Origin of the sequence: Pseudomonas taetrolens (assembly GCF_900475285.1) — a bacterium.
GTDB classification, from domain to species: Bacteria; Pseudomonadota; Gammaproteobacteria; order Pseudomonadales; family Pseudomonadaceae; genus Aquipseudomonas; species Aquipseudomonas taetrolens.
In genome coordinates this window covers 589154-611438 of record NZ_LS483370.1, presented here as the reverse complement: position 1 = coordinate 611438, position 22285 = coordinate 589154, and the positions used below count along the sequence as shown (strand labels likewise).

Genomic DNA, 22285 nt, shown 5'->3' with positions numbered 1-22285 from the left:
TTTATGAACTGCGGGATGACCTGCGGGTTATGCGCGCTGGCGTTCGATCCCGTGCTTGCGCAACTTGCGATACAGGGTATTACGGCTCACACCCAATTGCTGCGCGGTGTGCGTCATGTGCCAGCGGTGCTGCTCCAGAGCCATGAGCAGGGCGATTTTCTCGGCATCTTCCAGCGGATGCCCGGAAGCCTCGGAGAGCTCGCAAGTCTCAGGCGCTCGGGAGGGCTGCTGACGAATAGCGGGCGGCAATTCATCAAACTCAATGACCCCGCTGTCACACAGCGCCGCCAATGTGCGCAGCACATTTCGCAATTGACGCACGTTGCCCGGCCACGAGAAGTCCAGCAACGCCTGACGCGCCGGGCGGCTGATAACCAGAGGCTCCTGCCCCGCCTCTTCGGCCAGTAGAAAGTCCAGTAATTGCGACTTGTCGCTGCGATCACGCAAGGCCGGCAGGCCGATTTCCAGCCCGTTGAGCCGGTAGTACAAGTCTTCACGGAAGCTACCGTCTGCCACGCGCTCCTGCAGATTGCGGTGGGTCGCGCTGATGATGCGCACGTTGACCGCTTGCGGGTCACCGCCAATTGGCACCACCAGGCGATCTTCCAGCACCCTTAACAGTCGGGTTTGCAACGCCAGTGGCATGTCGCCGATTTCGTCCAGAAACAGGGTGCCGCCATCGGCCTGCTGCAACTTGCCCTGCATCCCCTCCTTGCGGGCCCCGGTGAAACTGCCGCCGCGATAACCGAACAGCTCACTCTCGATCAGGCTCTCGGGGATTGCCGCACAATTAAGCGCCACAAAAGGCTTGGCGGAACGCTGGCTGGCCTGATGCACTGCCTTGGCGAAAGCTTCTTTGCCTGAGCCGGTTTCACCGTTGATCAACAGCGCGACGTCCCGCTCAAATACCCGCAGCGCTCGGCGAAAGTCGGTTTGCAACGCTTGGTCGCCGAGGCAGATATTACTTACGCGTACCGGGACCGGGACGCAGACAGGAGCCGGTTCAGCCTGCACCGCTACCGGGCCGGGGCCCCGGCGACGCTGGCCGCGCAATGCCGCAAACAGCCGGCGCCCTTCACGACTGCGTAACGGCCAACTGGTGCTGGCGTGTTCGCTGGCCCGTGAGAACAGCTCATCACGGGTGCAGTCGAACACACTGTCGACGGTTTGCCCGAGCAAGCCGGCGCGCACCCTGCCCAACAGGTTCAAGGCGCTTTGGTTCACCGCGCAAATCACGCCGTCGCCATCAAACGCCAACATGCCTTCACTGAACAGTCCGACGGAATCGGCCTGCAAATGGAAGCGCAGCAGCCATTGGTGCTCAAAATGATGCAGGAAGTAGCTGCTTTCAATGATTTTGGCCGAGAGGTTTACCAGGGCCATGGTGTGGAACTGGCTCTGACGCGAAGCCTCGTGTCGGGCAGAAGACACGTCCAGCACCGCCAGCAGCTCGCCCTGGGGATCGAACACCGGGCTCGCGGAACACGTCAGCCCGGTGTGCCGGCCTCGAAAGTGTTCGTCCTGATAAATCGTCAGCGCCTGACGCTCCACCAGGCACGTACCAATGCCATTGGTGCCTTCACGGGCTTCACTCCAGTCAGCGCCCAGCCACAGGCCGGCCTGCTCGAACACCTTGCGCTCGCTGGGGGCGGTGACACAGTTGAGGATCACCCCGCGGGCATCGGTCAGCAACACCGCATGCCCGGCTCCGGAAAGCTGTTGGTGCAGACTGTTCATTTCATGCCCGGCAATCTGCAACACCTGCTGCAAGCGCTCGCGGCCTTCCAGAATGCGGCCGTGCTCAAGCACCGTTGGCGCAAGGGTCTGCGCTGGATCAAGGTGGTAATCCTCAAGGCAGCGTTGCCATGAGCGAACGATAGAAGGGTCGCTTCCGGGGCCTCGGCCCTGAAGTCCGCCCCGGGTGACGTCGATGACTTGCCGGGCGTGCCGGCTCAAATCCGTACTGTGCATTTTTATTGTTCTCCGCTCTGTCACGGCGGCCATGGGCTCGGCAGAGGGGAAGCACACCCTCTGCCGCAGGCCGAACCTGCGGCGACAGAGATCCAGTCCAAACCGAATGTTCAGCATCCTCTTGCCCCCGGATCATTGCAATCCCGAACTGACTCACCGGTCATCGGCTGTGACATTTTTGGTACAAATTGTCACATCGTCCGTACCAGTGTTGCGACACCGCCCCTTTCCATCATCGGCCTGAAAACCGGCAAAGGCCCGGCTGGCACGGGTTTGAACAATCTGGCCCAGCCCTTGCTCTGGCTTGTACCAACGCCCTAGCGCGTCCTCCCCATAAGCACAATAAAGCCAGGAGACACTCACCATGCGTTACGCACAACCCGGTACTGAAGGCTCGATCGTCTCGTTCAAGAGCCGTTACGGTAACTACATCGGCGGCGAATTCGTGGCGCCCGTCAAAGGCCAGTACTTCACTAACACCTCCCCGGTAACCGGCAAAGCCATTGCCGAATTCCCGCGTTCAACGGCGGAAGACATCGACAAAGCCCTCGATGCTGCCCACGCGGCCGCCGATGCCTGGGGCGCGACCTCCGTCCAGGCGCGCTCTCTGGTACTGCTGAAAATCGCTGACCGTATCGAACAGAACCTCGAACTGCTGGCTGTCACCGAAACCTGGGACAACGGCAAAGCCGTGCGCGAAACCCTGAACGCAGACGTACCGCTGGCGGCGGACCATTTCCGTTACTACGCCGGCTGCATCCGCGCTCAAGAAGGCAGCGCTGCGGAAATTGACGGCAACACCGTGGCCTACCATATCCACGAACCCCTGGGCGTAGTCGGGCAAATCATTCCGTGGAACTTCCCGCTGCTGATGGCCGCCTGGAAACTTGCGCCTGCGCTCGCCGCCGGTAACTGCGTGGTGCTCAAACCTGCCGAGCAGACCCCATTGAGCATCACCCTGCTGATGGAGCTGATCGGCGACCTGCTGCCGCCGGGCGTGTTGAACGTCGTACAAGGCTTTGGCAAAGAAGCCGGTGAAGCCTTGGCCACCAGCAAGCGCATTGCCAAAATCGCCTTCACGGGTTCGACGCCTGTGGGTTCGCACATCATGAAATGTGCAGCGGAAAACATCATCCCGTCGACGGTAGAACTGGGCGGCAAGTCGCCGAACATCTTCTTCGCCGACATCATGCAGGCCGAACCAGCCTTTATTGAGAAGGCCGCTGAAGGTCTGGTACTGGCGTTCTTCAACCAGGGCGAAGTCTGCACCTGCCCGTCACGGGCGCTGGTACAAGAGTCGATCTACGACGATTTCATGAAAGTGGTCATGCGCAAGGTCGAAGCGATCAAACGCGGCGACCCGCTGGACACCGACACCATGGTCGGCGCCCAAGCCTCTGAGCAGCAGTTCGACAAAATCCTGTCCTACCTTGAAATTGCCAAGAGCGAAGGCGCAGAACTGCTGACCGGCGGCGCTGTGGCCAAGCTCGAAGGCGATCTGGCAACCGGCTATTACATCCAACCGACCCTGCTCAAGGGCACCAACAAGATGCGCGTGTTCCAGGAAGAAATCTTTGGCCCGGTGGTGAGCATCACCACCTTCAAGGACGAAGCCGAAGCCCTGGCAATTGCCAACGACACCGAGTTTGGCCTCGGCGCCGGTCTGTGGACCCGCGACATCAACCGCGCCTACCGCATGGGCCGGGCCATCAAGGCCGGTCGTGTGTGGACCAACTGCTACCACCTCTACCCGGCACACGCCGCGTTCGGTGGCTACAAAAAGTCCGGTGTCGGCCGTGAAACCCACAAGATGATGCTCGATCACTATCAGCAGACCAAAAACCTGCTGGTGAGCTACGACATCAACCCGCTGGGCTTCTTCTAATAGCAACCCTCCTTCTGCAGGCGTCGGGTTTGCTTACGATTCAATCAATGCGGTCTCACTAAAAGACCGCGTTGCCTGCATCGCGAGCAAGCTCGGCACCTACAGATGGAGTTGGCCTTTCTCTTGCTTCACACCCTGTCAAATTTTCCAAACTATAAAGAACAGGTGAACTTACATGCCTAGCGAACCCACTGCCGCTCCAGCGGCGTCCTCGGTCGACTTTGAAAAGGTCGGCTCCGAATACTTTCAACAACGCGAACTGAAAAAAGGCGCTGCCGGCTGGGTCCTGCTGGTGGGCCTGGGCGTTGCCTACGTGATTTCCGGCGACTACGCCGGTTGGAACTTTGGCCTGGCGCAAGGTGGCTGGGGCGGTATGTTCATCGCCACATTGCTGATGGCAACCATGTACTTGTGCATGTGCTTCTCGCTGGCCGAACTGTCTTCGATGATTCCCACCGCCGGCGGCGGTTATGGCTTTGCCCGCAGCGCTTTCGGCCCATGGGGCGGGTTCTTGACCGGCACCGCGATCCTGATTGAATACGCCATTGCGCCCGCCGCGATTGCGGTATTTATCGGGGCCTATTGCGAGTCTCTGTTCGGTATTGGTGGCTGGATGATCTATCTGGCGTTCTACATCATCTTTATCGGCATCCATATTTTTGGTGTCGGCGAAGCGCTCAAGCTGATGTTTATCATCACCGCCGTCGCCGCCATCGCCCTGGGCGTGTTTCTGGTCTCGATGGTGCCGCATTTCAGCGTCGCCAACCTGCTGGACATCCCGGTCACCGAGGCCAAGGGCGCCAGCGCGTTCTTGCCATTCGGCTATGTCGGGGTATGGGCCGCGATCCCTTATGCGATCTGGTTTTTCCTGGCGGTCGAAGGCGTGCCACTGGCCGCAGAAGAAACCAAAAACCCCAAGCGTGACCTGCCTCGCGGCCTGATTGGCGCCATGCTGGTGCTCGTCACCTTTGCCCTGCTGATTCTGGTGATCGGCCCGGGCGGTGCAGGCGCGCATCATTTGATGGCCTCCGGCAACCCGCTGGTCGAAGCATTGAGCAAGGCTTATGGCGGCTCGACCTGGATGGGAAGCTTCGTCAATCTGGTAGGGCTGGCCGGCCTGATTGCCAGTTTCTTCTCGATCATTTACGCCTACTCGCGTCAGATCTTCGCCTTGTCCCGCGCAGGTTATCTGCCGCGTAAACTGTCCGAAACCAACAAGAGCAAAGCACCCGTACTGGCGCTGATCATCCCTGGCATCATCGGCTTCGGGCTGTCGCTGACCGGCCAAGGTGACTTGTTGATTCTGGTGGCCGTGTTTGGCGCGACGATTTCCTACGTGCTGATGATGGCGGCGCACATCACCCTGCGCATTCGACGCCCCAAAATGGAGCGCCCGTATCGCACACCGGGCGGTATTTTCACTTCAGGCATCGCATTGGTGCTGGCTTGCGTCGCCGTCGTCGCCGGTTTCCTGGTTGACCCGCGCGTGGTGATTGGCGCAGCCGTGATCTATGGCGTATTAATTGCCTACTTTGCTTTCTACAGCCGGCATCATTTGGTGGCAGGTACCCCGGAAGAGGAATTTGCAGCCATTCAACAAGCCGAGAAGGCTTTGCATTAATCGCTGAGGAACACGCCAGACGCACAGCGTCTGGCGTTATGGAGCACCCTGTATGGCAACGTTTTCTCATGCGGTTGGCACCCAGACTTACCGCTTCGACAGCCTCAAAGAGCTCATGGCCAAAGCCAGCCCGGCCCGTTCCGGGGACTTTCTGGCCGGCGTGGCTGCACTCAACGACGGCGAGCGTGTCGCGGCACAAATGGCCCTGGCCAACCTGCCGCTGACGCATTTCCTGCAAGAAGCCCTGATTCCCTACGAATCCGATGAGGTCACCCGGCTGATTATCGACAGCCATGACCCGCTCGCGTTTACCCCCGTCAGTCACCTGACCGTCGGCGGTTTTCGTGACTGGCTGCTCAGTGACGCCGCTGATGAACACAGCCTGCGTGCCCTGGCCCCCGGACTGACGCCCGAAATGGCCGCCGCCGTGTCGAAGATCATGCGGGTGCAGGACCTGGTGCTGGTCGCGCAGAAGATCCGTGTGATCACGCAGTTTCGCGGCACCATGGGCCTGCGCGGGCGCCTTTCAACCCGGCTGCAACCCAATCACCCGACGGACGATCCGGCCGGGATCGCCGCAAGCATTCTCGACGGTCTGCTGTACGGCAACGGCGACGCCATGATCGGTATCAACCCGGCCACAGACAGCATTGCTTCGATCTGCGACCTGCTGAACATGCTCGACGCAATCATCCAGCGCTATGAAATCCCGACCCAATCCTGCGTGCTGACCCACGTGACCACCTCGATCGAGGCGATCAATCGCGGAGTGCCACTGGATCTGGTGTTTCAATCCATTGCTGGTACCGAGGCCGCCAACGCCAGTTTCGGCATCAACCTGAATGTGCTGCAAGAAGGCTATGAAGCCGGCTTGAGCCTCAATCGCGGCACATTGGGCAACAACCTGATGTACTTCGAGACGGGCCAGGGCAGCGCGCTGTCGGCCAACGCACATTTCGGCGTGGATCAGCAAACCTGCGAAACCCGGGCCTATGCCGTGGCGCGGCATTTCAAACCGTTTTTGGTGAACACCGTAGTCGGCTTTATCGGCCCCGAGTACTTGTACAACGGCAAGCAGATCATCCGCGCAGGCCTGGAGGATCACTTTTGCGGCAAGCTGCTGGGCGTGCCGATGGGCTGCGACATCTGCTACACCAACCATGCCGAGGCCGACCAGGACGACATGGACACCCTGCTGACACTGCTGGGCGTGGCCGGGATCAACTTCATCATGGGCATTCCGGGTTCGGATGACATCATGCTCAACTACCAGACCACTTCGTTCCATGATGCGCTGTATGCGCGCAAGACCCTGGGCCTCAAGCCCGCACCCGAGTTTGAGCAATGGCTGAGCAAGGTCGGCATTTTCACCCAATCCGATGGCAAGATTGAGTTCGGCCATCAACTGCCGCCGGCGTTTCGCCAGGCGCTGGCTCACCTGGGAGGACGCTAGACATGGCCAACACTCCGACGGACAGCCTTAACCCCTGGCTGGAACTGCGGCGCCTGACTCCGGCACGCATTGCCTTGGGACGTACCGGCACCAGCCTGCCGACCCAGGCCCAGCTGGATTTTCAATTTGCCCACGCCCAGGCCCGGGATGCCGTGCACTTGCCGTTCGATCACGCGGGGCTCAGTACGCAGCTTGCCGAGCGTGACCGCGCAAGCCTGTTGCTGCACAGCGCGGCCCCCGACCGTAACAGTTATCTGCAACGCCCGGACCTGGGCCGCAAGCTGCAGGACGACTCGGCGCAACAGCTGCGCGACTATGCACAGGCCCATCCTGGCGGCGTCGATGTGGCCGTCGTGGTGGCCGATGGTTTATCGGCGCTGGCCGTTCATCGCCATACCCTGCCCTTTTTAGCCCGAATGGAAGAGCACACCGCCACCGAGGGCTGGTCTCTGTCGCCCGTGATTTTGGTGGAGCAAGGCCGGGTCGCGGTGGCCGATGAGATTGGAGCGCTGCTGGGAGCGCGGATGGTGGTGATGCTGATCGGCGAGCGCCCGGGCCTCAGCTCGCCCGACAGCCTTGGCGTGTATTTCACCTATGGCCCCAAGGTGGGCCTGACCGATGCATTTCGCAATTGCATCTCTAACGTGCGGCTCGAGGGCCTGAGCTACGGCATGGCCGCTCATCGGCTGGCGTATCTGATGCGCGAAGCCTGCCGCCGGCAATTGTCGGGCGTTAACCTGAAAGATGAGGCTCAGGTACAAACGCTGGAAGTAGACACACCCCGAGAGAACTTCTTGCTCAAGGGTCAATAAGCACCAGGCTGTTCACCATTACTGAGTGCCACTCATCGCCTGAGTGGTGCTCAGTAAGGGCTCTCCCCCCGGATCAATACACGCTTCGCTACAAACTCTGGCAGCAGAGTTTGCATCAATCCGTATAATCTTCTTCGTTCAAAATGTACGAAAAAACCACACCAGTTGTAGTTCAATACTTCTTCTCCCCGCACAGACCTGCTGAGCCGGGTCATCAACACAGGTGCTTTAGATGGATTTCAACCCGCTAGACCTTATCCTGCACCTCGATGTGTACCTCGATTTGCTGGTGAACAATTATGGGCCGTGGGTCTACGCCATCCTGTTTCTGGTGATTTTCTGTGAAACCGGCCTGGTGGTGATGCCGTTCTTGCCGGGTGATTCGTTACTTTTTATTGCCGGCGCCGTCGCCGCAGGTGGAGGCCTGGACCCCGTCTTGCTCGCAGGTTTGCTGATGCTGGCCGCCATTCTGGGTGACAGCACCAACTACGTCATTGGACGAACGGCTGGAGAGCGACTGTTCAACAACCCGAACTCGAAAATTTTCCGCCGTGACTACCTGGAAAAAACCCACGACTTCTACGAGCGTCATGGCGGTAAAACGGTGACCATGGCGCGTTTCCTGCCGATCTTCCGGACTTTCGCCCCCTTTGTAGCGGGCGTGGCGCGCATGTTCTACCCGCGCTTCTTTATGTTCAGCGTGATCGGTACGGTCCTGTGGGTAGGCGGCCTGGTGACCCTGGGTTACTTCTTCGGCAATGTGCCCTTTATCAAGAAGAACCTGTCGCTGCTGGTTCTCGCCATTATCGTGTTGTCGCTGGTCCCCATGATTATTGGCCTGATCCGCAGCCGTATGGGACGAGCCCCTTCCAAAGCCTGACGGGGAACTCCCTGCATGTGGTCTCTGAGTGAGTGGCGGCGCCAGCGAATTCTGGCGCAACACCCGGTCGCACCCGGCGTGTGGCACGAGGTGCGCCAGCACCTGAGTATTCTCGACGGGCTGGATGACGAGCAGGACAGCTGGTTGCGCGACAGCAGCGTGTTGTTCCTGCAAGACAAGCACCTGACGCCCATGCCCGGCGTCGAGCTCACCGAGACCGGCCGGCTGCTGCTGGCCGCGCAGGCACAACTGCCGCTGCTGAATCTGGGCGACCTGAACTGGTATCAGGGTTTTCATGAAATCGTGCTCTACCCCGATGATTTCATCAGCCCGCAACGCCATCGCGATGCCAGTGGCGTCGAGCATGAGTGGCAAGGCACCCACAGCGGCGAGGCCTGGCAGCAAGGGCCGGTGGTTCTGGCCTGGCCCGGCGTGCTGTCCAGTGGTGGCTGGGAGGGTTACAACCTGGTCATTCATGAGCTGGCGCACAAACTCGACATGCTCAACGGTGCCGCCAATGGCATGCCGCCGTTACACAGCAGCATGAAGGTGAGCGACTGGACCCAGGCCATGCAGCAGGCCTACGATCAGCTCAACCACTTCCTCGACCATCACCCTGATGGCCAAGCGCCCATCGACCCGTATGCGGCCGAGGACCCTGCCGAATTTTTCGCGGTCACCAGCGAGTACTTCTTCAGCGCACCCGACCTGCTCAATCACGCATACCCGCAGGTTTATCAACAGCTCAGCCTGTTTTATCGCCAGGATCCACTCACCCGTCTGCAAACGCTTCAGAGCGAACACCCCGAATACCGGGCAGAGCACTGATCGGCCAAGCGTGACGTCGTTGCAGGAATACGCCTATAATCGCCGCCACTTTTTGGCCAAAACGGCCAAGTAAACTGGCCTATACACGGGGGCACCGCCCAATGAGCTACAGCAAGATTCCGGCTGGCAAAGACCTGCCGAATGACATCTACGTCGCCATCGAGATTCCGGCTAACCACGCGCCGATCAAATATGAAATCGACAAAGACAGCGATTGCCTGTTCGTTGACCGCTTCATGGCTACCCCGATGTTCTACCCAGCCAACTACGGCTTCATCCCGAACACCCTGGCTGACGACGGTGATCCCCTCGACGTGCTGGTTGTAACCCCTTACCCGGTTGCTCCAGGCTCGGTTATCCGTGCGCGTCCGGTTGGCATTCTGCACATGACTGACGACGGCGGCGGCGATGCCAAAGTAGTAGCAGTGCCTCACGACAAGCTGTCCCAGCTGTACATTGACGTGAAAGAGTACACCGACCTGCCACCTCTGCTGATCCAGCAGATCCAGCACTTCTTCGAGAACTACAAAGATCTCGAAAAAGGCAAATGGGTGAAGATCGACGGTTGGGGCGACGCCGAAGCTGCCCGCACCGAGATCATGAAGTCGGTTGCTGCCTACAAAGGCTAAGTGCTGAACGGCAGGCTCTCGATGCCTGCTCTTCGCACACAAAAACCTCGGTTCGCCGAGGTTTTTTTATGCCAGAGAAAAAGACTCGGGCCATGCCTCCACGCCCGCCATAGATCGATGACATTGCGTAGGAAGCGTCTCGATACACATAGGATTTATCCTGTTCCGGTGTATTTCTTTGAACACCTGGTTTATTTGAACAGCCACGGCTTCCCCGTAAACTCTGTGGGCATGAATACATCCGGTGATCGCCTACGAACGCTCCTTAGAGAGTGTCATCTATCCGCTTCGGACTTCGCAGCCAATCGCCGCGTGACGCCGCAGCACGTCAATAACTGGTTCAAGCGGGGCATTCCGATGGCCCGCATGGAAGAAATCGCAGAGCTGTTGTGCGTCAACAGCCGGTGGTTGCGCACCGGGTACGGTGTCAAACACCCAAGAACCCCGATCATCAGCGAAACGCCACTTCAATATGGACCCGTTCCCTGTGAACCGGCGGCGCTCAACCTTCAGCCAATCACCGTCCAGCACACGGGCATGACCGATGTCGACGTACCGTTCTACAACGAAGTCCTCGACACCTGTGGCACAGGTAAAACCAGAGTTCAGGAAATCCCTGACTGCCGGGTACGGCTCAACTACCCCATCTTGCGCGCTATGGATGTCAGCCCCGCCCAGGCCATCTGCGCGCCGATGATCGGCAACAGCATGGCGCACAGAATCCAGAGTGGCTCCACCGTCGCCATCGACCGCAGCCTGACCCAAATCGTCGACGGCGAAATCTACGCCCTCGAACAGGACGGCATGCTGCGCATCAAATACGTCTATCGCCTGCCCAACAACGGCCTGCGCCTGCGCTGCCACAACTACGAGGAATACCCCGACGAACTGTTCAGCGCAGCACAAATAGAGGAGCAATCGATCCTCATATTAGGCTGGGTATTCTGGTGGTCCACCCTGAACACCCCTCGGCCCACCACGGCCTACCCACTTGAAACTGAAGCCCGAACAGCGCAGCAGACAGCGCAAGCACCGGTTTTTGCTGGGAAAGCTGACAAAATCCCAGTATGATCCACCCCGCACCAAAGCATCCCCCTCGCACCACGCAGGCCGGATCGCACGGCAACGCAGCAAAACGCTGCCACGCCCCACACCCAGACGCCACGCGCTGGATGTCCACATTGCAGGCAGGTACGGTTTACCAAAAATAAACCAAACCCGCCCACGAGAAGCCGGCCACAAGCCGGCTTTTTAATGCCTGTTGAAAAGCTATCTCCCAGCCTTTGATCCCCCGGCACACCCGCTCGTGAATCCGGTTAGCGTGCGGTGGTCTGTCGATGTTTATGCGTGCCCGGGTTTGCGGGGGCGCCACTGCATGAGGCGTTGGCGCCAGTTTGGCGTGAGGCTGGCGGCTTTGAGCAGTTGTTCTACGGTGATGGTGCGCTTGGCCGGGTCTAATGCCAGGGCTGTTCGCAAGGCGGGCCAGAGGTGGGGTGGCAGGTTTTGGGGAGCTTTGAGGAGGGACGGGTTGTGTTGGGCGCGGGCTTCGGTCGCCAGCATCCGGTTGTAGGGGTGTTTGCCGCTCGCCAGTTCATAAAGCAGGCAGCCAAGTGCGTACACGTCGGCCGCGCGGGTCAAGGGTTGGCCTTCGAGGATCTCGGCCGCGGCGTAGCCGGGAGTCCAGGCGTTGAGGCGACTGCGGCTGACCGGGGCCAGTCCTTCCAGGGTGCTCGTTTCTGCCTGCCCCAGCCCGAAGTCGAACAACCGGACGCCGTCGTCGCTGAGCAGGACGTTGCTCGGTTTGATGTCGCCGTGCAATACACCGCGTCCGTGGGCATGGGCCATCGCATCGAGCAAGGGCAAGGCGATGTCTCGCCATTGCGGCCAGGGTAAACCCAGAGGGTGCTCGCAGAGCAGCCGGTCGAGGGTTGGCCCGCGCAGGAGCTCCATGACCAGGTACACACGCTGGTGCACGGTATCGACGTTGAAACTGTACATGCGCAACACATTGGGATGACGCAGGTGCCGAATCAGGGCGAACTCATTGAACAGCAGTGCTCCGGCGTCCGGCGACGGGGTGAAGGCTTCGCTGAGCAATTTCAGGGCAATGTACGGCTGCGGATCACCAAACTGTTCCTGCAGCAGATCGCGGGCCCGGTACACTGCGCCCATTCCTCCGGCCCCCAACAAACGCTCGATCCGGTAGCGCCCGCCCAGCACATCGGGGAGCTCACCGGGCCCGGCCGGCGTCGGGGCCACGGCACAAGGCGCCGGCGTGGACACCTCAAGGCCGGTCATTGGCGGATCACCACCGCGCTCAAGTTGTCACGAGCCGTCCCGCTCAACACGCCGTCGAACAAGCGCGCCAGCGCCACCCGGGGCGAAACCAGACTCAGGGCATTGCCTAACTCGCTATGCGTCAGATCCTGATACAGCCCATCGCTGCACAGCAAAAATACATCGCCGGGCTGCGCCTCCAACTCCAGTACACCCAGGCTCAAATGCTCGCTGGCGCCCAAGGCCCGGGTCAACGCCCGCGCCCCGGGCAGGGCAAGGGCCTGCTCGCCGCTCATCTGCTGTTCATCCATGAGTTGCTGTTGTCGCGAGTGATCCCGCGACAACTGGTACAGCCGTTGTCCGCGCCACAGATAACAGCGGCTGTCGCCGGCCCAGACACAGGCCGCACGGTTGCCCTCGAGCAGCAACGCCACCACGGTGCTGCCCATGATGGTGTCGGCATGCTCTGCACTGAGGGTCAGCTCCTGGCCCAGCCGGCGGTTGAGCCAATGCAAGCACCGCCGCACTGACTTGAGTCGCTCGTCAAAGCTCTGCGGTTGCGTCAGCTCTGCCAGGCTGGCAACCACCCACTGACTGGCGATGTCGCCAGACCGGTGACCACCCATGCCATCCGCCACCGCCCAGAGCCCACGCTCGGGACAATCGAGAACGGCATCCTCGTTGCGGCCCCGTACCTTGCCCGGATCGGTAGCGGCGGCGCTGCGCCATTGAGGTGTGAACGCCATTACAGTTGCCCGGGCAGACGAAAGCTGCGCAGCACGCTCATGTCAAACGGGTTCGGCGTACGTTGGCTCATCAACAGATAATTGGCCCTCAACCCTCCGACTTCTGCTTTCAGCACCATCACATCGCGGCCACTGAGGTAGTCGACCTGCATCAGGTCCAGCACCCGAAACAACGACCAGGGACCAGTGCTTTTCTCGATGCCTACCGGGCGCCCCACGGCCTTCTCCAGCACCAGACTGGTACGACCGTTGTCGGCCTCAGTCGGCCACTGCAAAGTCACCGGCACAATCGGACCATGGCGATACTCGAGGGTCTGGTTGCCAAATCGGAACTCTGCCCGGCGGACGCTGGAGTCCAGGTTGTAGGGTTCAAGTGTGAAGTCCACTTGTGGAGTGGCCGGGTTTTGCGCAAAGAAGCTCTGGCGGATGACCTGCGCCGCGGCCATTTGCTCAAAGTACACCCGGGACATGGGCAGCCCCTGCCCTTCAAGGGTGCGCAGCCGATAACTGGCCGCATCGCCGCTGACGAAAGGCTTCATGTAGGTTTCAAAGAAACGCTCGCTGATGCCCTGGGCACGAAAGAACTCGCGGAAGTCATTCAAGGCCACGTCGCTGCTGCTGTGGGCACTGAAGGGATAACGCTTTTTGATCGCCCGCTCGTAGAAGCTGTACAGCTCACGCTGATACCGCTGATTGATGAACTGGTAGGCATCGTTGAGCACCAATCCCCAGGTGTCTTGTGCGACGCCGTTGAACCAGCCGTTTAGCGGGCCCGGCAAGCGCTGCGCGGTCTGACGCAAATTGCTCAAGGCGTCACGCTGGCCCCCCATGCGGGATTTGGCCAGATCGAAGGCCGCCTGATCCGAAGCACTGGCCCGCGCCAGGCTGGCCAATTGCAGTTGGACCTCATTGAGCCCTTGCAGCGCCGGGAGCAGGCTTGCCGCCGGACCATTGTTCTCGTCAAGCAAACGGTGCAAGGGCTCAAACCGCCGTTGCAGTGCCTTTTTTGCGGTATCAGGCAAACTTGGCGTCACGCTCGCCGAGGTGTTCGCCACCGCCGCGCTCACACCGTTAGCCACGGCTGCCAATTGTTGACCTGCTTTTCCATCAACCGTCGGCAGTGCCTCCAGGTCATCGGCCAGGCTCGGAAAACGGGTGTTTTCGCGAATCTGAAGCAGCAACTGCACGATGGGTGAATTGGCCGAAGTCAAACCCGCAAGCTGCTCCGCACCTTCGCGGGCATCACTGAAGGGATGCAAGGACAACTGGCCGATCGCCTCGCTCCAGTGCGTGGCGTAATCTCGAAAGTACAGTTGCTCAAGTTCAACCATCAGCTTGCGCAGGTCCATGCCGCTGATGCTGCTGCCCTCCCCCAGCACCCAGTTATCACGCAGGATATCGCTGACCAGCGTCGCACCCTTGACCGAAAAGTACTGCTGGTAGCCTTGCTGGGTGTAGAACCCCGGAATGGTGTAACCCGCACCGTTCACCAAGCTGCCCTGCGGCCCCAGATGCCGATCGAAACTGTACGCTTCAAGCGAATGAGCCTGGTCACGCAGCATGCGATACACCACCGTGGCCAGGGACTCGTTGCGCAACACCTGACGCGCCTGTGCCACCAGCGTATCGTTGAGTGAATACTTGAACCCGCGCTTCAACAACCGTTCGAAGTGCCGGTTCAGCGCCTCCTGGACCGCCGCGTTACCGGGGTAGCGCGCAGACCAATCGCTGGCCACCCAGGTCTTGAGCCACGCGTCATCACGACGCTCGGGCATGCCGAGCATCAGGTAGGCACGCACACTATTGAGCAGTCGCCCCCGGTCATTCAGGTTCGCACTGATCTGACGTTCCAGTTGCCGGGCCACCTTGGGCAATAACCGGGTTTCCAGCTCCCGCTCATAGGCCTGGTTGAGTACAGAATGGCTCGCCGTTCCCTGATACAGGCCAGTGCGCTCGTACAACGCCACGTCTCCCGCCGCCGGAAACACCCGGGTTGCTGCGTAGTAGGTCTCGAGGATGTCGAGGGTGGCCCGGGCATCGTCCTGCGGGCTGAGCAACGAACGCTGGGTGTCTGCGTGCTGCGCCAGCCCCCGCAGGGTATCGAGCCGCTCATGGTTGGCCGAAAAGCTACCGGTCCAGAGCAAACCCATCGCGCCCAGCGTCGCCAGGGCTCCGGCATACATGGCACGCTGCCCCCAATGAATGCGCCGGCGCTCACGCTTGTCCAGACTGGCCAACTGCGCTTCAGGGAAAATCACCCGGCTCAGCAGATGCCGAATGAAGTGCGAGCGGCCACTGTGCAGGGTCGGCAAGTCCTGGGTTTTCATCGGCGCGCCAGAGGCGATGTCTTGAGTGACCACCTGAGTCCGTTGCTTAAGGTGCGGAGCGCTGGTCAGGTAGAAACCGCGTAGCGGACTGGCGCGCTGGTAACGATTGCCGGTGAATGCCATGTCGACAAACAGGCACAGGCGCTCACCGATATTGCCCAACTGGTGAGGGAAATCGAGAATGCGGCCGCGGCGCTGGCTGTCTCGCTCCTGATGCATGCGGGTGATGACCTGGCTGTTGAGACGGCTCAGCAGTGCTTCGAACTCGGCACGCACCAATGACACATCGCTGCCGTTCTGTTCTTTGCCAAAACTCGCACCCAGCACCTGCTCGCTTTCTTCGCGGGTCAGGGAATCGAAGAACTCGGTAAAGCCCGGCAGCGTGTCAGCCTTGCTCAGCACCAGGTAAACCGGTACCTCGACATGCAACGTGGCGTGAACTTCCTGCAAACGCAGGCGCACCTCCTCGGCCAGTGACGACAACCGCTCCTCGGCGTCACTGAACAGCAGGTCCACCGGCAAGGTCACCAGCACGCCATTCAGCGGCCGCTCGCGTCGGCGCTTGCGCAACAACCCCAGCAATGTGTTCCACCCGCTGGCATCAACATTGCCCGGGCCCTGGCTCAAATAACGGCCCGCGGTGTCGATCAGTACACCGTGTTCGGCAAAGTACCAGTCGCAATGTTCTGTGCCACGGGTGTTGCGGGTGAGCTTGCGGTCTATCTTGTTCAGTGGAAAATCCAGACCCGAGAAATCCAGCAGGCTGGTTTTACCACTGGCCGGCGGCCCCATCAGCACGTACCAAGGCAACTCCTCACGCCAGCGTTCGCTGTGGCCGCGGTACACACTGGAGGTTTTCAGGGTGCGCAATGCGTCCTTGAAACGAGCGCGCAGCTCTTTTTGCGAAGCATCGATCAGCTCATCCTGACGTTGACGCTCTTTGCTCACCTCGCTGTGCTCAACCGCTTTCTTGCGCACCCCGGCGCGCCAGCTGACGAAGACCATGCATAATCCCCAGGCCAGGCACAGCACGCTGATCGTCACCAGACGGGCACTGGCATCGGCCCAGAACTTAACGTCGTTGATGGCCAGCAACGGGCCGGCCCACCACACCAGCAGCACGATCGACAGCACCAGCAGCAGTGTCCACACCCAGGTCTGGCGCAGACATGAGCCAACCTTCTTCAAAATACTTTTCATCGCATATCCTTATTGCCGACAGCAGCCGATTCCACTGCTTGATACGGCTGCAAGATCACTTCACGCTGCTCACCGAGCACCCAGGCAAACCCCGAAAACATCATCGCCAGGCAGCCCAAGGTGAAAGCCCCCAACATCCACCCCGGCACGCTGCGAACCAGAGTGCGACGCTGATGGCCCAGCCCTTGCCAGCGAGGCGACAGCTCTCGCGGTACATCCCCGCGCAAGTGACGGATCTGCCGGAACAGCGCATCGCGAATCGCGTCGAGCTCGACCATCCCGCGGTCAACCACGCGGAACTTGCCCTCGAAACCCAATGACAAACACAGGTACAACAGCTCAAGCAGCGAGAGGTTGCGCACCGGATCGCGGCACAGTTGATCGAGCACACTGAAGACCTTTTCGCCGCCAAAGGTTTCGTTGTGATAGCGGCTCAGCAAACTGTTTTGCGACCAGCTGCTTTCGTCCCCCCAGCCAGCGGTGACCACCGCCTCGTCGACCACCGTGCACAGCACGTAGCGGGCTTTCATCATCTGGGTGCCATCAATGCCATTGCGCAGGGCCCGGGCTTCAAACACTTTCAATGCCTGCTCCAGCTGGGTGTTCAGTTCAGTCAGGCTCTGAGGCGAGCGGCTGTGCTTGATTCGCACCACATGCGACAGCAACTCACTGGCGGCGGCGACCAGCGGGTTGACGCTGATGTTAAGCGTGGCCGCCGGCCTGACCCGGGCCGAATAAATCATTCGCGCTTCTAGCTGCTCGATTTTTGGCGGTGGCGCCACATCCGTCAGGGCATCGGTGTCAGGCGTCTCGCCCGCCCGAGTGGCCAGCACGGTGTTCTCATCAAAGACGGGGGTTATGTCCTTGCTCATGACGGTCAATTCCTGATGGCCCAAAATTGCAGTTCAAGCTCTGAAAGCTCACCGGAGACGTGAAAGGCAAAACCACCGGAGCGCTCCAGTTGTGCCAGGTCGTCACTGCCGAGTTCGAGGGCGAAATAGGTTTTATTGGCGTGAAAGGGGATCTGCCGCGGGGCCACTGGCAAGGGCTTTACCTTGAAGCCCGGCAAGTGCAGGTTGACCAGTTGGCGAATGCTCTCGACGGGGCCGACCTTGAGGTGCGCCGGTAAGCGATGGCGCAGTTCCTCACTGTCGCAATTGGCATGCGCAACCAGGACGAATGAGGTGGTGGCGAGCAATTTGTGATCGCTCATCTGCGAGACGAGGATCCCGTATTGGCGGGTTTCCAGCTGCAACTCCATGGCGTGCTGCTCAAGCACCATCGACAACACCTGGCGAATCGCATCCATCAGGGCCCGAAAACTCTCCCCCTGATCGCTATGCTGATAACGGGTCTGCAATTGCGGCCGCTTGCTCTCGCTGGCAAACGTGGCCAGATCACCCAGCATCGACAGCATCGTGCAATACAACTCTTCCGGGTGCAGTTGTTCCAGGTTCAAGTAATGGTGCAGCACCAACTCAGTCCGGTTGATCAGTTGCAGCATCATGAAGTCGCCGACCTCGGCTCCCCCGACTTTGCCATTGGAGCGGATCCGCTCTGCCAGGGTGTCGCCCCGATGGCTGAGCATGCTGATGACCTCTTTCAGGCATGACAGCAAATAGCCCGAGGCATGGGTGTGGATAAAGGTCGGGACAAATTGTTCATCGAGGCTAATGACACCATCGGACGTGGTGTCGAGGATTTGGCAAAGCTGCAACTTGACGCAGGCCTGATCGCTTTTTTGTGCCCCCAACAGCAAGCGAAAGTCAGGTCGCCCGCAACTGATCGGACTATTGGAGCCGTCGCCGGCATTGGAGTCCGCCACCTCTGTTTCATAAGCGGTGTAGCGTGCCAGCACATCCGACTGCTCAGGTCGCCGCGCTTCGATGTGATTACCGGTAACCAGCGGCAACGCCAGGTAAACCGGGGTTTTCCCGGTATTGGGCGGAACATCCAGCGCCAGCGCCTCGGTGTTGCTACTCAAGTCAAACAAGCTGCCGTCCGACAAGACGCCCGAGGCTTGCCTGATCACCAGCTTGCCCATGTTAAGAAACTGCACATCGATATCCAGCCCCAAAAAACCCCAGGTGTAACGCCCCAATAATTGAGTCCGGGTTTTCATCTGGTGATCGTAATACCGGTCGCTGTGCTGAAAATGCTGCGGCCGTAACAGCATGCCTTCCTGCCAAATGACTTTGTCCGCATTCATGGTCACTCACCTACCTTGACGAACGTTTGCAGCGCGTTGTGAATGCCCGCCCCGTCGAGCACCAGCCGGGCCTCGGTCAAGCCCGTCGCCGTGACGGGCACGACGTAGCGCCATTGGGTTTGCGGCAGATCGCGGTAGGCCGCCAGCACCCCGACGTAGCGACTGCCGGGTTCAACGCTAAGCTTGAGTTCGACCGTTTCGCCGGGGCGCAACTCCAGTTCCTCGCTGGTCACCAGATCGGGCGAGAGCGACTCTTTGGGGCGCTCGTAGAGGCTGAAGAAGTCGGCGTTCTCGAACGCCACCGGGTGCTTGAGCTCCATCAGCCGAATCACGATCGGCGAAGGGCGGCCATTAAGGTCCGGGTTGACCTGATCGCTGGCACTCAAGCCGAGGTTCAACTTGGTCACGCTGGAGTACGGCGATAACGCCGAACACCCACTCGTCAGCAACACCGCAAACGCCACCAGGACGTTGCGGTAAAGAGGTGTGCCACGCAGCATATGCATCATCCTTGAGGGTCGTTGTGAAGGCTCGAAATCAGCCGGACTTGTTCTTCGTAGGCTTGGGCGAAGTCGCGTGCCAACAAGCGTTCACACCAGTCATCGTCTTGCTGCAATGCCAGGTGATAACGGCTGAATGCGCGCCAGCGACTGCCTGAGGTGACCACCCACGGGTGATAGCCATCACGCTCAAAACGCAGGTTCAGTTGCACCGGCGAGAAATGTTCAAGGCTGCTGCGCACGGCTGCTCGGCTGGCACACAGCAAGGCCACCTGATGCGCTTGCAGGTCACGAAACGCACGCCTTATGACCTGCTCCGCAGCCCCTTGACCCGGTTTTTCCGGGGCCAATAACAGGCCCAGGGCCTCAACTGCGTCATGGCTCGATTTGAGCGGGTTTTGCCGGGTCTCTGGCGCGACTGTGCGGGCCAGGCGCAACTCGTTCTTGAGCTCGGCACGGGTCCACAGGGTTTGCTGCAAACCGGCAATGCTCTGTTTGAGCAACTGGGCGGCTTTGAGGGCCAGAGCCTCCCGCTCGACCTGCGGCTGGGCCAGGAGATCGATGCCCAGCACTGCGCCGAACGCTTTCCAGAACCCGTCGTTGCCCGCAGACGCAACCTGCGCCTGGGCCGTAGGCAACTCCGGCGCCGGCTCGGCAACCAGCTGCGGCACGCTGAGGTTTTGATAATCGATCGGAGGGCTGTCGACACGCTGCGACCACGCGGGTTTCAATCCTGGCCGTGTGGCAGGCTCATCGATCAGGGAAATTCCCTGAATCGACGGGTCCAGCGGGTTGAGCTCCAGAAAGGCATCGTCCGGAATAACACTGCCTGCGGGTTGAGGCATCCCGACCTGATCCAGTAACACCTGCAATTCGTGCTCCAGTTGCGCACGAATCAGAAAATCCCCCAGCGCGTACACATGACCATGCTGGATGCGCTGTGCCTGGCCTTTCCTCAGGTAAGTGTCGGAGTGTTTGCACTGGGTGCCGTTGGAGCTTCTGTCGGTGAGAAAAAACGTCCCGTCCCGATAGCTGATTTCTGCGTGGTACTTGGACACGGTTTTGGTTTTGTCGACGAGGGTCCACTCACAATCGGCATTACGCCCGATCACCCCACCCTCTTCGTCAAAGGTTTTGCTCCTCACTTGTGAAGCGTCCAACGATCGAGTGCTGGACAGATCAAATACCAGTTCCATATTGCTGCTCCTTGCGGTCACTTGCCGCGATTGACCGCTTGCGGATCACCCAAGGGGCGATAGCTGTTGTCGTTGAATTTGTAGTTGCCGCTACAGCCGCTCACGCCGCACAGCATGGCGAGGGTCAGCAAGACGGCTTGCCAGTGACGAGCAGTCATCGGGGGAGTCTCCAGAGGTTGGCCAGGCATACGACGTGATCCTTGAGGGCGCGCTGGCAGAAATGAAAAGTACGAAGAGGGCCTCACGGCGCGTTCCCCTTGATATCGTCCAAACCGATATTCAGGCGCGCCAGGCGATACAGGAGCGTGCGCCGGGCCACGCCGAGATCGTGTGCGGCGCGGGTTTGATTACCGGCGTTTTTGCGCAAGCACTCGAGCAGCAACCTGCGCTCGACCTGCTCCATTCGTTCCCGCAAATTCAGGGTCACGGGTTCGACGCTGGCATCGCTGTGCAATGAAAAGTGCTCAAGCTGCAAGGCGTCGCCGTCGCACAACAGAACCGCACGCTCTACCAGCCCTTTCAGCTCGCGCACATTGCCGGGAAAGGTGTAACCCGCAAGTTGATCGAGTGCCGCGTCAGACCACAGCACCGGGCTGCGTTGCAGAAACGCACAGGCCTTGTTTGCAAAGTGACGGGCCAGCTCCAGGATGTCGCCTTCACGCTCGCGCAGCGCAGGCAAGGCAATCGGAAACTGCGCCAGGCGGTAGTAGAGGTCTTCACGAAACGTGCCCTGGCTCACCAGCACTGACAGGTCGCGGTGGGTGGCTGCAATGATGCGTACGTCTATCGTGTGGGTGTCGTTGGAACCCAAGGGACGGATTTCGCCCTCCTGCAGCACCCGCAGCAGCTTGGCTTGCAACGACAGCGGCATGTCGCCGATCTCGTCCAGCAGCAGTGTTCCGCCGTTAGCCGCATCGAACAGCCCGGCGCGGTCACGGTCGGCACCGGTAAAGGCCCCTTTGCGATAGCCAAACAGCTCGCTTTCGAGCAGGTCAGCAGGGAACGCTGCACAGTTCTGCACAATAAAAGGCCGGGCCCGACGCGGCCCGTTGTCATGGATGGCACGCGCCACAACTTCTTTGCCGGTCCCGGTTTCGCCCAGCAGCAACACCGTATAAGGGTTGTGCACGACCTTGTTGATCAGCAGACTGGTTTGACGCATGACAGCACTTTGGCCAATCAGCACGTGGGGGTTCCCACGCACGTCTGGCGCCAGCATCGTCTGTTCTTTGCATTGCCGCAGCCGCTGCTGCAACAGCGCAAACGCCCCCAACGCCCCAAGTGAAGGCGCATATTTCAGCAAGTCGACAGACGCGCTGCTGGCCGCCAGCAGCACCCCTTCGACGGTCTGCTGCGCACCCACCAGCGGTACGCACAACAACGACCGCCAAGGCTCGCCATGACGTGGCAGAAAATCGGTGTCGTACAGACTGCTGTCCAGGTCACACAGCGTGATCACCCGGTTCTGGCATACGGCAAACTGCAGCAGTTGTTCGCCGGTATAATCCACCGGCACCTCTGCAGTACGCGCCGGCTGCAGCGCTCCCTGAAACCATTCGGCCTTCAATTCGAGGTGCTTGTGAGTCGCGTCCAGCAAGTACAGCTGGCTCAGCTCACAGTCGCTGAGTTGCACCACTGCACGGGCACAATTGCCGAGCACCGTTGCGCCGGCGTCCGCCTGCCCTACAGAGGTAAATTGCTCCAGCAGCGCTTCGGCGTAAGCCAGAGGGTCGGCGAGCTGATCAAGCATC

Annotated in this window: 18 protein-coding genes; 8 read left to right on the top strand and 10 right to left on the bottom strand. The window is 60.1% G+C overall.

The genetic code is table 11. The features are described from left to right. Nucleotides 1-27: 27 nt before the first annotated feature. Nucleotides 28-1971, bottom strand: a complete 1944-nt coding sequence (locus DQN55_RS02985) for a sigma-54-dependent Fis family transcriptional regulator (RefSeq protein WP_048378373.1) — start codon at nucleotides 1969-1971, stop codon at nucleotides 28-30. Between the two features lie 364 nt (nucleotides 1972-2335). On the opposite strand from DQN55_RS02985, the gene exaC reads away from it, so the two are divergent. The 8 genes from exaC (at nucleotide 2336) to DQN55_RS02945 (ending at nucleotide 11150) form a co-directional block, all read left to right on the top strand. After that, entirely contained in the window at nucleotides 2336-3856 is a 1521-nt protein-coding gene (exaC, locus tag DQN55_RS02980) for an acetaldehyde dehydrogenase ExaC (RefSeq protein ID WP_048378374.1), read from the top strand. A 175-nt stretch (nucleotides 3857-4031) separates the two neighbouring features. Further along, nucleotides 4032-5477 carry an ethanolamine permease gene (eat, locus tag DQN55_RS02975; RefSeq protein WP_048378375.1) on the top strand — a complete coding sequence of 482 codons (1446 nt, stop codon included), beginning with the start codon at nucleotides 4032-4034 and terminating at the stop codon, nucleotides 5475-5477. Nucleotides 5478-5529: 52 nt separating this feature from the next. Then, nucleotides 5530-6930, top strand: a complete 1401-nt coding sequence (locus tag DQN55_RS02970; protein ID WP_048378376.1) for an ethanolamine ammonia-lyase subunit EutB — start codon at nucleotides 5530-5532, stop codon at nucleotides 6928-6930. A 2-nt stretch (nucleotides 6931-6932) separates the two neighbouring features. Continuing rightward, nucleotides 6933-7742 (top strand): ethanolamine ammonia-lyase subunit EutC, encoded by an 810-nt coding sequence (gene eutC / locus DQN55_RS02965; RefSeq protein WP_048378377.1) that lies wholly within the window; start codon nucleotides 6933-6935, stop codon nucleotides 7740-7742. A gap of 232 nt (nucleotides 7743-7974) precedes the next feature. Further along, complete coding sequence (locus DQN55_RS02960) at nucleotides 7975-8622, top strand: DedA family protein (protein ID WP_048378378.1); 648 nt, start codon at nucleotides 7975-7977, stop codon at nucleotides 8620-8622. 15 nt (nucleotides 8623-8637) lie between these two features. Next, entirely contained in the window at nucleotides 8638-9450 is an 813-nt protein-coding gene (locus DQN55_RS02955) for a M90 family metallopeptidase (protein WP_048378379.1), read from the top strand. A 101-nt stretch (nucleotides 9451-9551) separates the two neighbouring features. Continuing rightward, on the top strand, nucleotides 9552-10079 hold the full coding sequence (ppa, locus tag DQN55_RS02950) for an inorganic diphosphatase (RefSeq protein WP_048378380.1): 528 nt from the start codon (nucleotides 9552-9554) through the stop codon (nucleotides 10077-10079). A gap of 231 nt (nucleotides 10080-10310) precedes the next feature. Then, on the top strand, nucleotides 10311-11150 hold the full coding sequence (locus DQN55_RS02945; RefSeq protein ID WP_082150719.1) for a LexA family transcriptional regulator: 840 nt from the start codon (nucleotides 10311-10313) through the stop codon (nucleotides 11148-11150). A 270-nt stretch (nucleotides 11151-11420) separates the two neighbouring features. Here the strand turns inward: DQN55_RS02945 and DQN55_RS02940 are convergent, their stop codons facing one another. From DQN55_RS02940 to DQN55_RS02900, 9 genes are all read right to left on the bottom strand, one after another. After that, nucleotides 11421-12377 carry a serine/threonine-protein kinase gene (locus DQN55_RS02940; protein ID WP_048378381.1) on the bottom strand — a complete coding sequence of 319 codons (957 nt, stop codon included), beginning with the start codon at nucleotides 12375-12377 and terminating at the stop codon, nucleotides 11421-11423. Next, nucleotides 12374-13102 (bottom strand): PP2C family protein-serine/threonine phosphatase, encoded by a 729-nt coding sequence (locus tag DQN55_RS02935; RefSeq protein WP_048378382.1) that lies wholly within the window; start codon nucleotides 13100-13102, stop codon nucleotides 12374-12376. Before DQN55_RS02935 ends, DQN55_RS02940 begins: the two co-directional genes overlap by 4 nt. Then, nucleotides 13102-16629 carry a type VI secretion system membrane subunit TssM gene (gene tssM, locus DQN55_RS02930; protein WP_048378383.1) on the bottom strand — a complete coding sequence of 1176 codons (3528 nt, stop codon included), beginning with the start codon at nucleotides 16627-16629 and terminating at the stop codon, nucleotides 13102-13104. Before tssM ends, DQN55_RS02935 begins: the two co-directional genes overlap by 1 nt. Then, entirely contained in the window at nucleotides 16626-17501 is an 876-nt protein-coding gene (gene icmH / locus DQN55_RS02925) for a type IVB secretion system protein IcmH/DotU (RefSeq protein WP_048378384.1), read from the bottom strand. The genes tssM and icmH overlap by 4 nt, the downstream gene beginning before the upstream one ends. A 5-nt stretch (nucleotides 17502-17506) precedes the next feature. Further along, nucleotides 17507-18838, bottom strand: coding sequence for a type VI secretion system baseplate subunit TssK (gene tssK, locus DQN55_RS02920; RefSeq protein WP_048378385.1), 1332 nt, complete (start codon nucleotides 18836-18838; stop codon nucleotides 17507-17509). Nucleotides 18839-18840: 2 nt separating this feature from the next. After that, on the bottom strand, nucleotides 18841-19338 hold the full coding sequence (gene tssJ / locus DQN55_RS02915; RefSeq protein WP_048378386.1) for a type VI secretion system lipoprotein TssJ: 498 nt from the start codon (nucleotides 19336-19338) through the stop codon (nucleotides 18841-18843). 5 nt (nucleotides 19339-19343) lie between these two features. Further along, a complete protein-coding gene (gene tagH / locus DQN55_RS02910; protein WP_048378387.1) occupies nucleotides 19344-20534 on the bottom strand; it encodes a type VI secretion system-associated FHA domain protein TagH in 1191 nt (396 codons plus the stop codon). Between the two features lie 17 nt (nucleotides 20535-20551). Beyond that, a complete protein-coding gene (locus DQN55_RS02905) occupies nucleotides 20552-20692 on the bottom strand; it encodes a hypothetical protein (protein WP_048352633.1) in 141 nt (46 codons plus the stop codon). Between the two features lie 83 nt (nucleotides 20693-20775). Next, the gene (locus tag DQN55_RS02900) at nucleotides 20776-22284 is read right to left on the bottom strand and encodes a sigma-54-dependent Fis family transcriptional regulator (RefSeq protein ID WP_048378388.1); all 1509 of its coding nucleotides are present in this window, start codon (nucleotides 22282-22284) and stop codon (nucleotides 20776-20778) included. Between the last annotated feature and the right edge of the window lies 1 nt (nucleotide 22285).

Excerpts from the sequence above, each read along its gene's own strand:
- DQN55_RS02935 (WP_048378382.1), bottom strand. The coding sequence starts at position 13,102 with ATGGCGTTCACACCTCAATGGCGCAGCGCCGCCGCTACCGATCCGGGC.
- DQN55_RS02905 (WP_048352633.1), bottom strand. The coding sequence starts at position 20,692 with ATGACTGCTCGTCACTGGCAAGCCGTCTTGCTGACCCTCGCCATGCTG.
- eat (WP_048378375.1), top strand. The coding sequence starts at position 4,032 with ATGCCTAGCGAACCCACTGCCGCTCCAGCGGCGTCCTCGGTCGACTTT.
- icmH (WP_048378384.1), bottom strand. The coding sequence starts at position 17,501 with ATGAGCAAGGACATAACCCCCGTCTTTGATGAGAACACCGTGCTGGCC.
- tssK (WP_048378385.1), bottom strand. The coding sequence starts at position 18,838 with ATGAATGCGGACAAAGTCATTTGGCAGGAAGGCATGCTGTTACGGCCG.
- DQN55_RS02960 (WP_048378378.1), top strand. The coding sequence starts at position 7,975 with ATGGATTTCAACCCGCTAGACCTTATCCTGCACCTCGATGTGTACCTC.
- ppa (WP_048378380.1), top strand. The coding sequence starts at position 9,552 with ATGAGCTACAGCAAGATTCCGGCTGGCAAAGACCTGCCGAATGACATC.
- DQN55_RS02900 (WP_048378388.1), bottom strand. The coding sequence starts at position 22,284 with ATGCTTGATCAGCTCGCCGACCCTCTGGCTTACGCCGAAGCGCTGCTG.
- tssJ (WP_048378386.1), bottom strand. The coding sequence starts at position 19,338 with ATGCTGCGTGGCACACCTCTTTACCGCAACGTCCTGGTGGCGTTTGCG.
- exaC (WP_048378374.1), top strand. The coding sequence starts at position 2,336 with ATGCGTTACGCACAACCCGGTACTGAAGGCTCGATCGTCTCGTTCAAG.
- tssM (WP_048378383.1), bottom strand. The coding sequence starts at position 16,629 with ATGAAAAGTATTTTGAAGAAGGTTGGCTCATGTCTGCGCCAGACCTGG.
- tagH (WP_048378387.1), bottom strand. The coding sequence starts at position 20,534 with ATGGAACTGGTATTTGATCTGTCCAGCACTCGATCGTTGGACGCTTCA.
- DQN55_RS02955 (WP_048378379.1), top strand. The coding sequence starts at position 8,638 with ATGTGGTCTCTGAGTGAGTGGCGGCGCCAGCGAATTCTGGCGCAACAC.
- DQN55_RS02945 (WP_082150719.1), top strand. The coding sequence starts at position 10,311 with ATGAATACATCCGGTGATCGCCTACGAACGCTCCTTAGAGAGTGTCAT.
- DQN55_RS02970 (WP_048378376.1), top strand. The coding sequence starts at position 5,530 with ATGGCAACGTTTTCTCATGCGGTTGGCACCCAGACTTACCGCTTCGAC.
- DQN55_RS02985 (WP_048378373.1), bottom strand. The coding sequence starts at position 1,971 with ATGCACAGTACGGATTTGAGCCGGCACGCCCGGCAAGTCATCGACGTC.
- eutC (WP_048378377.1), top strand. The coding sequence starts at position 6,933 with ATGGCCAACACTCCGACGGACAGCCTTAACCCCTGGCTGGAACTGCGG.
- DQN55_RS02940 (WP_048378381.1), bottom strand. The coding sequence starts at position 12,377 with ATGACCGGCCTTGAGGTGTCCACGCCGGCGCCTTGTGCCGTGGCCCCG.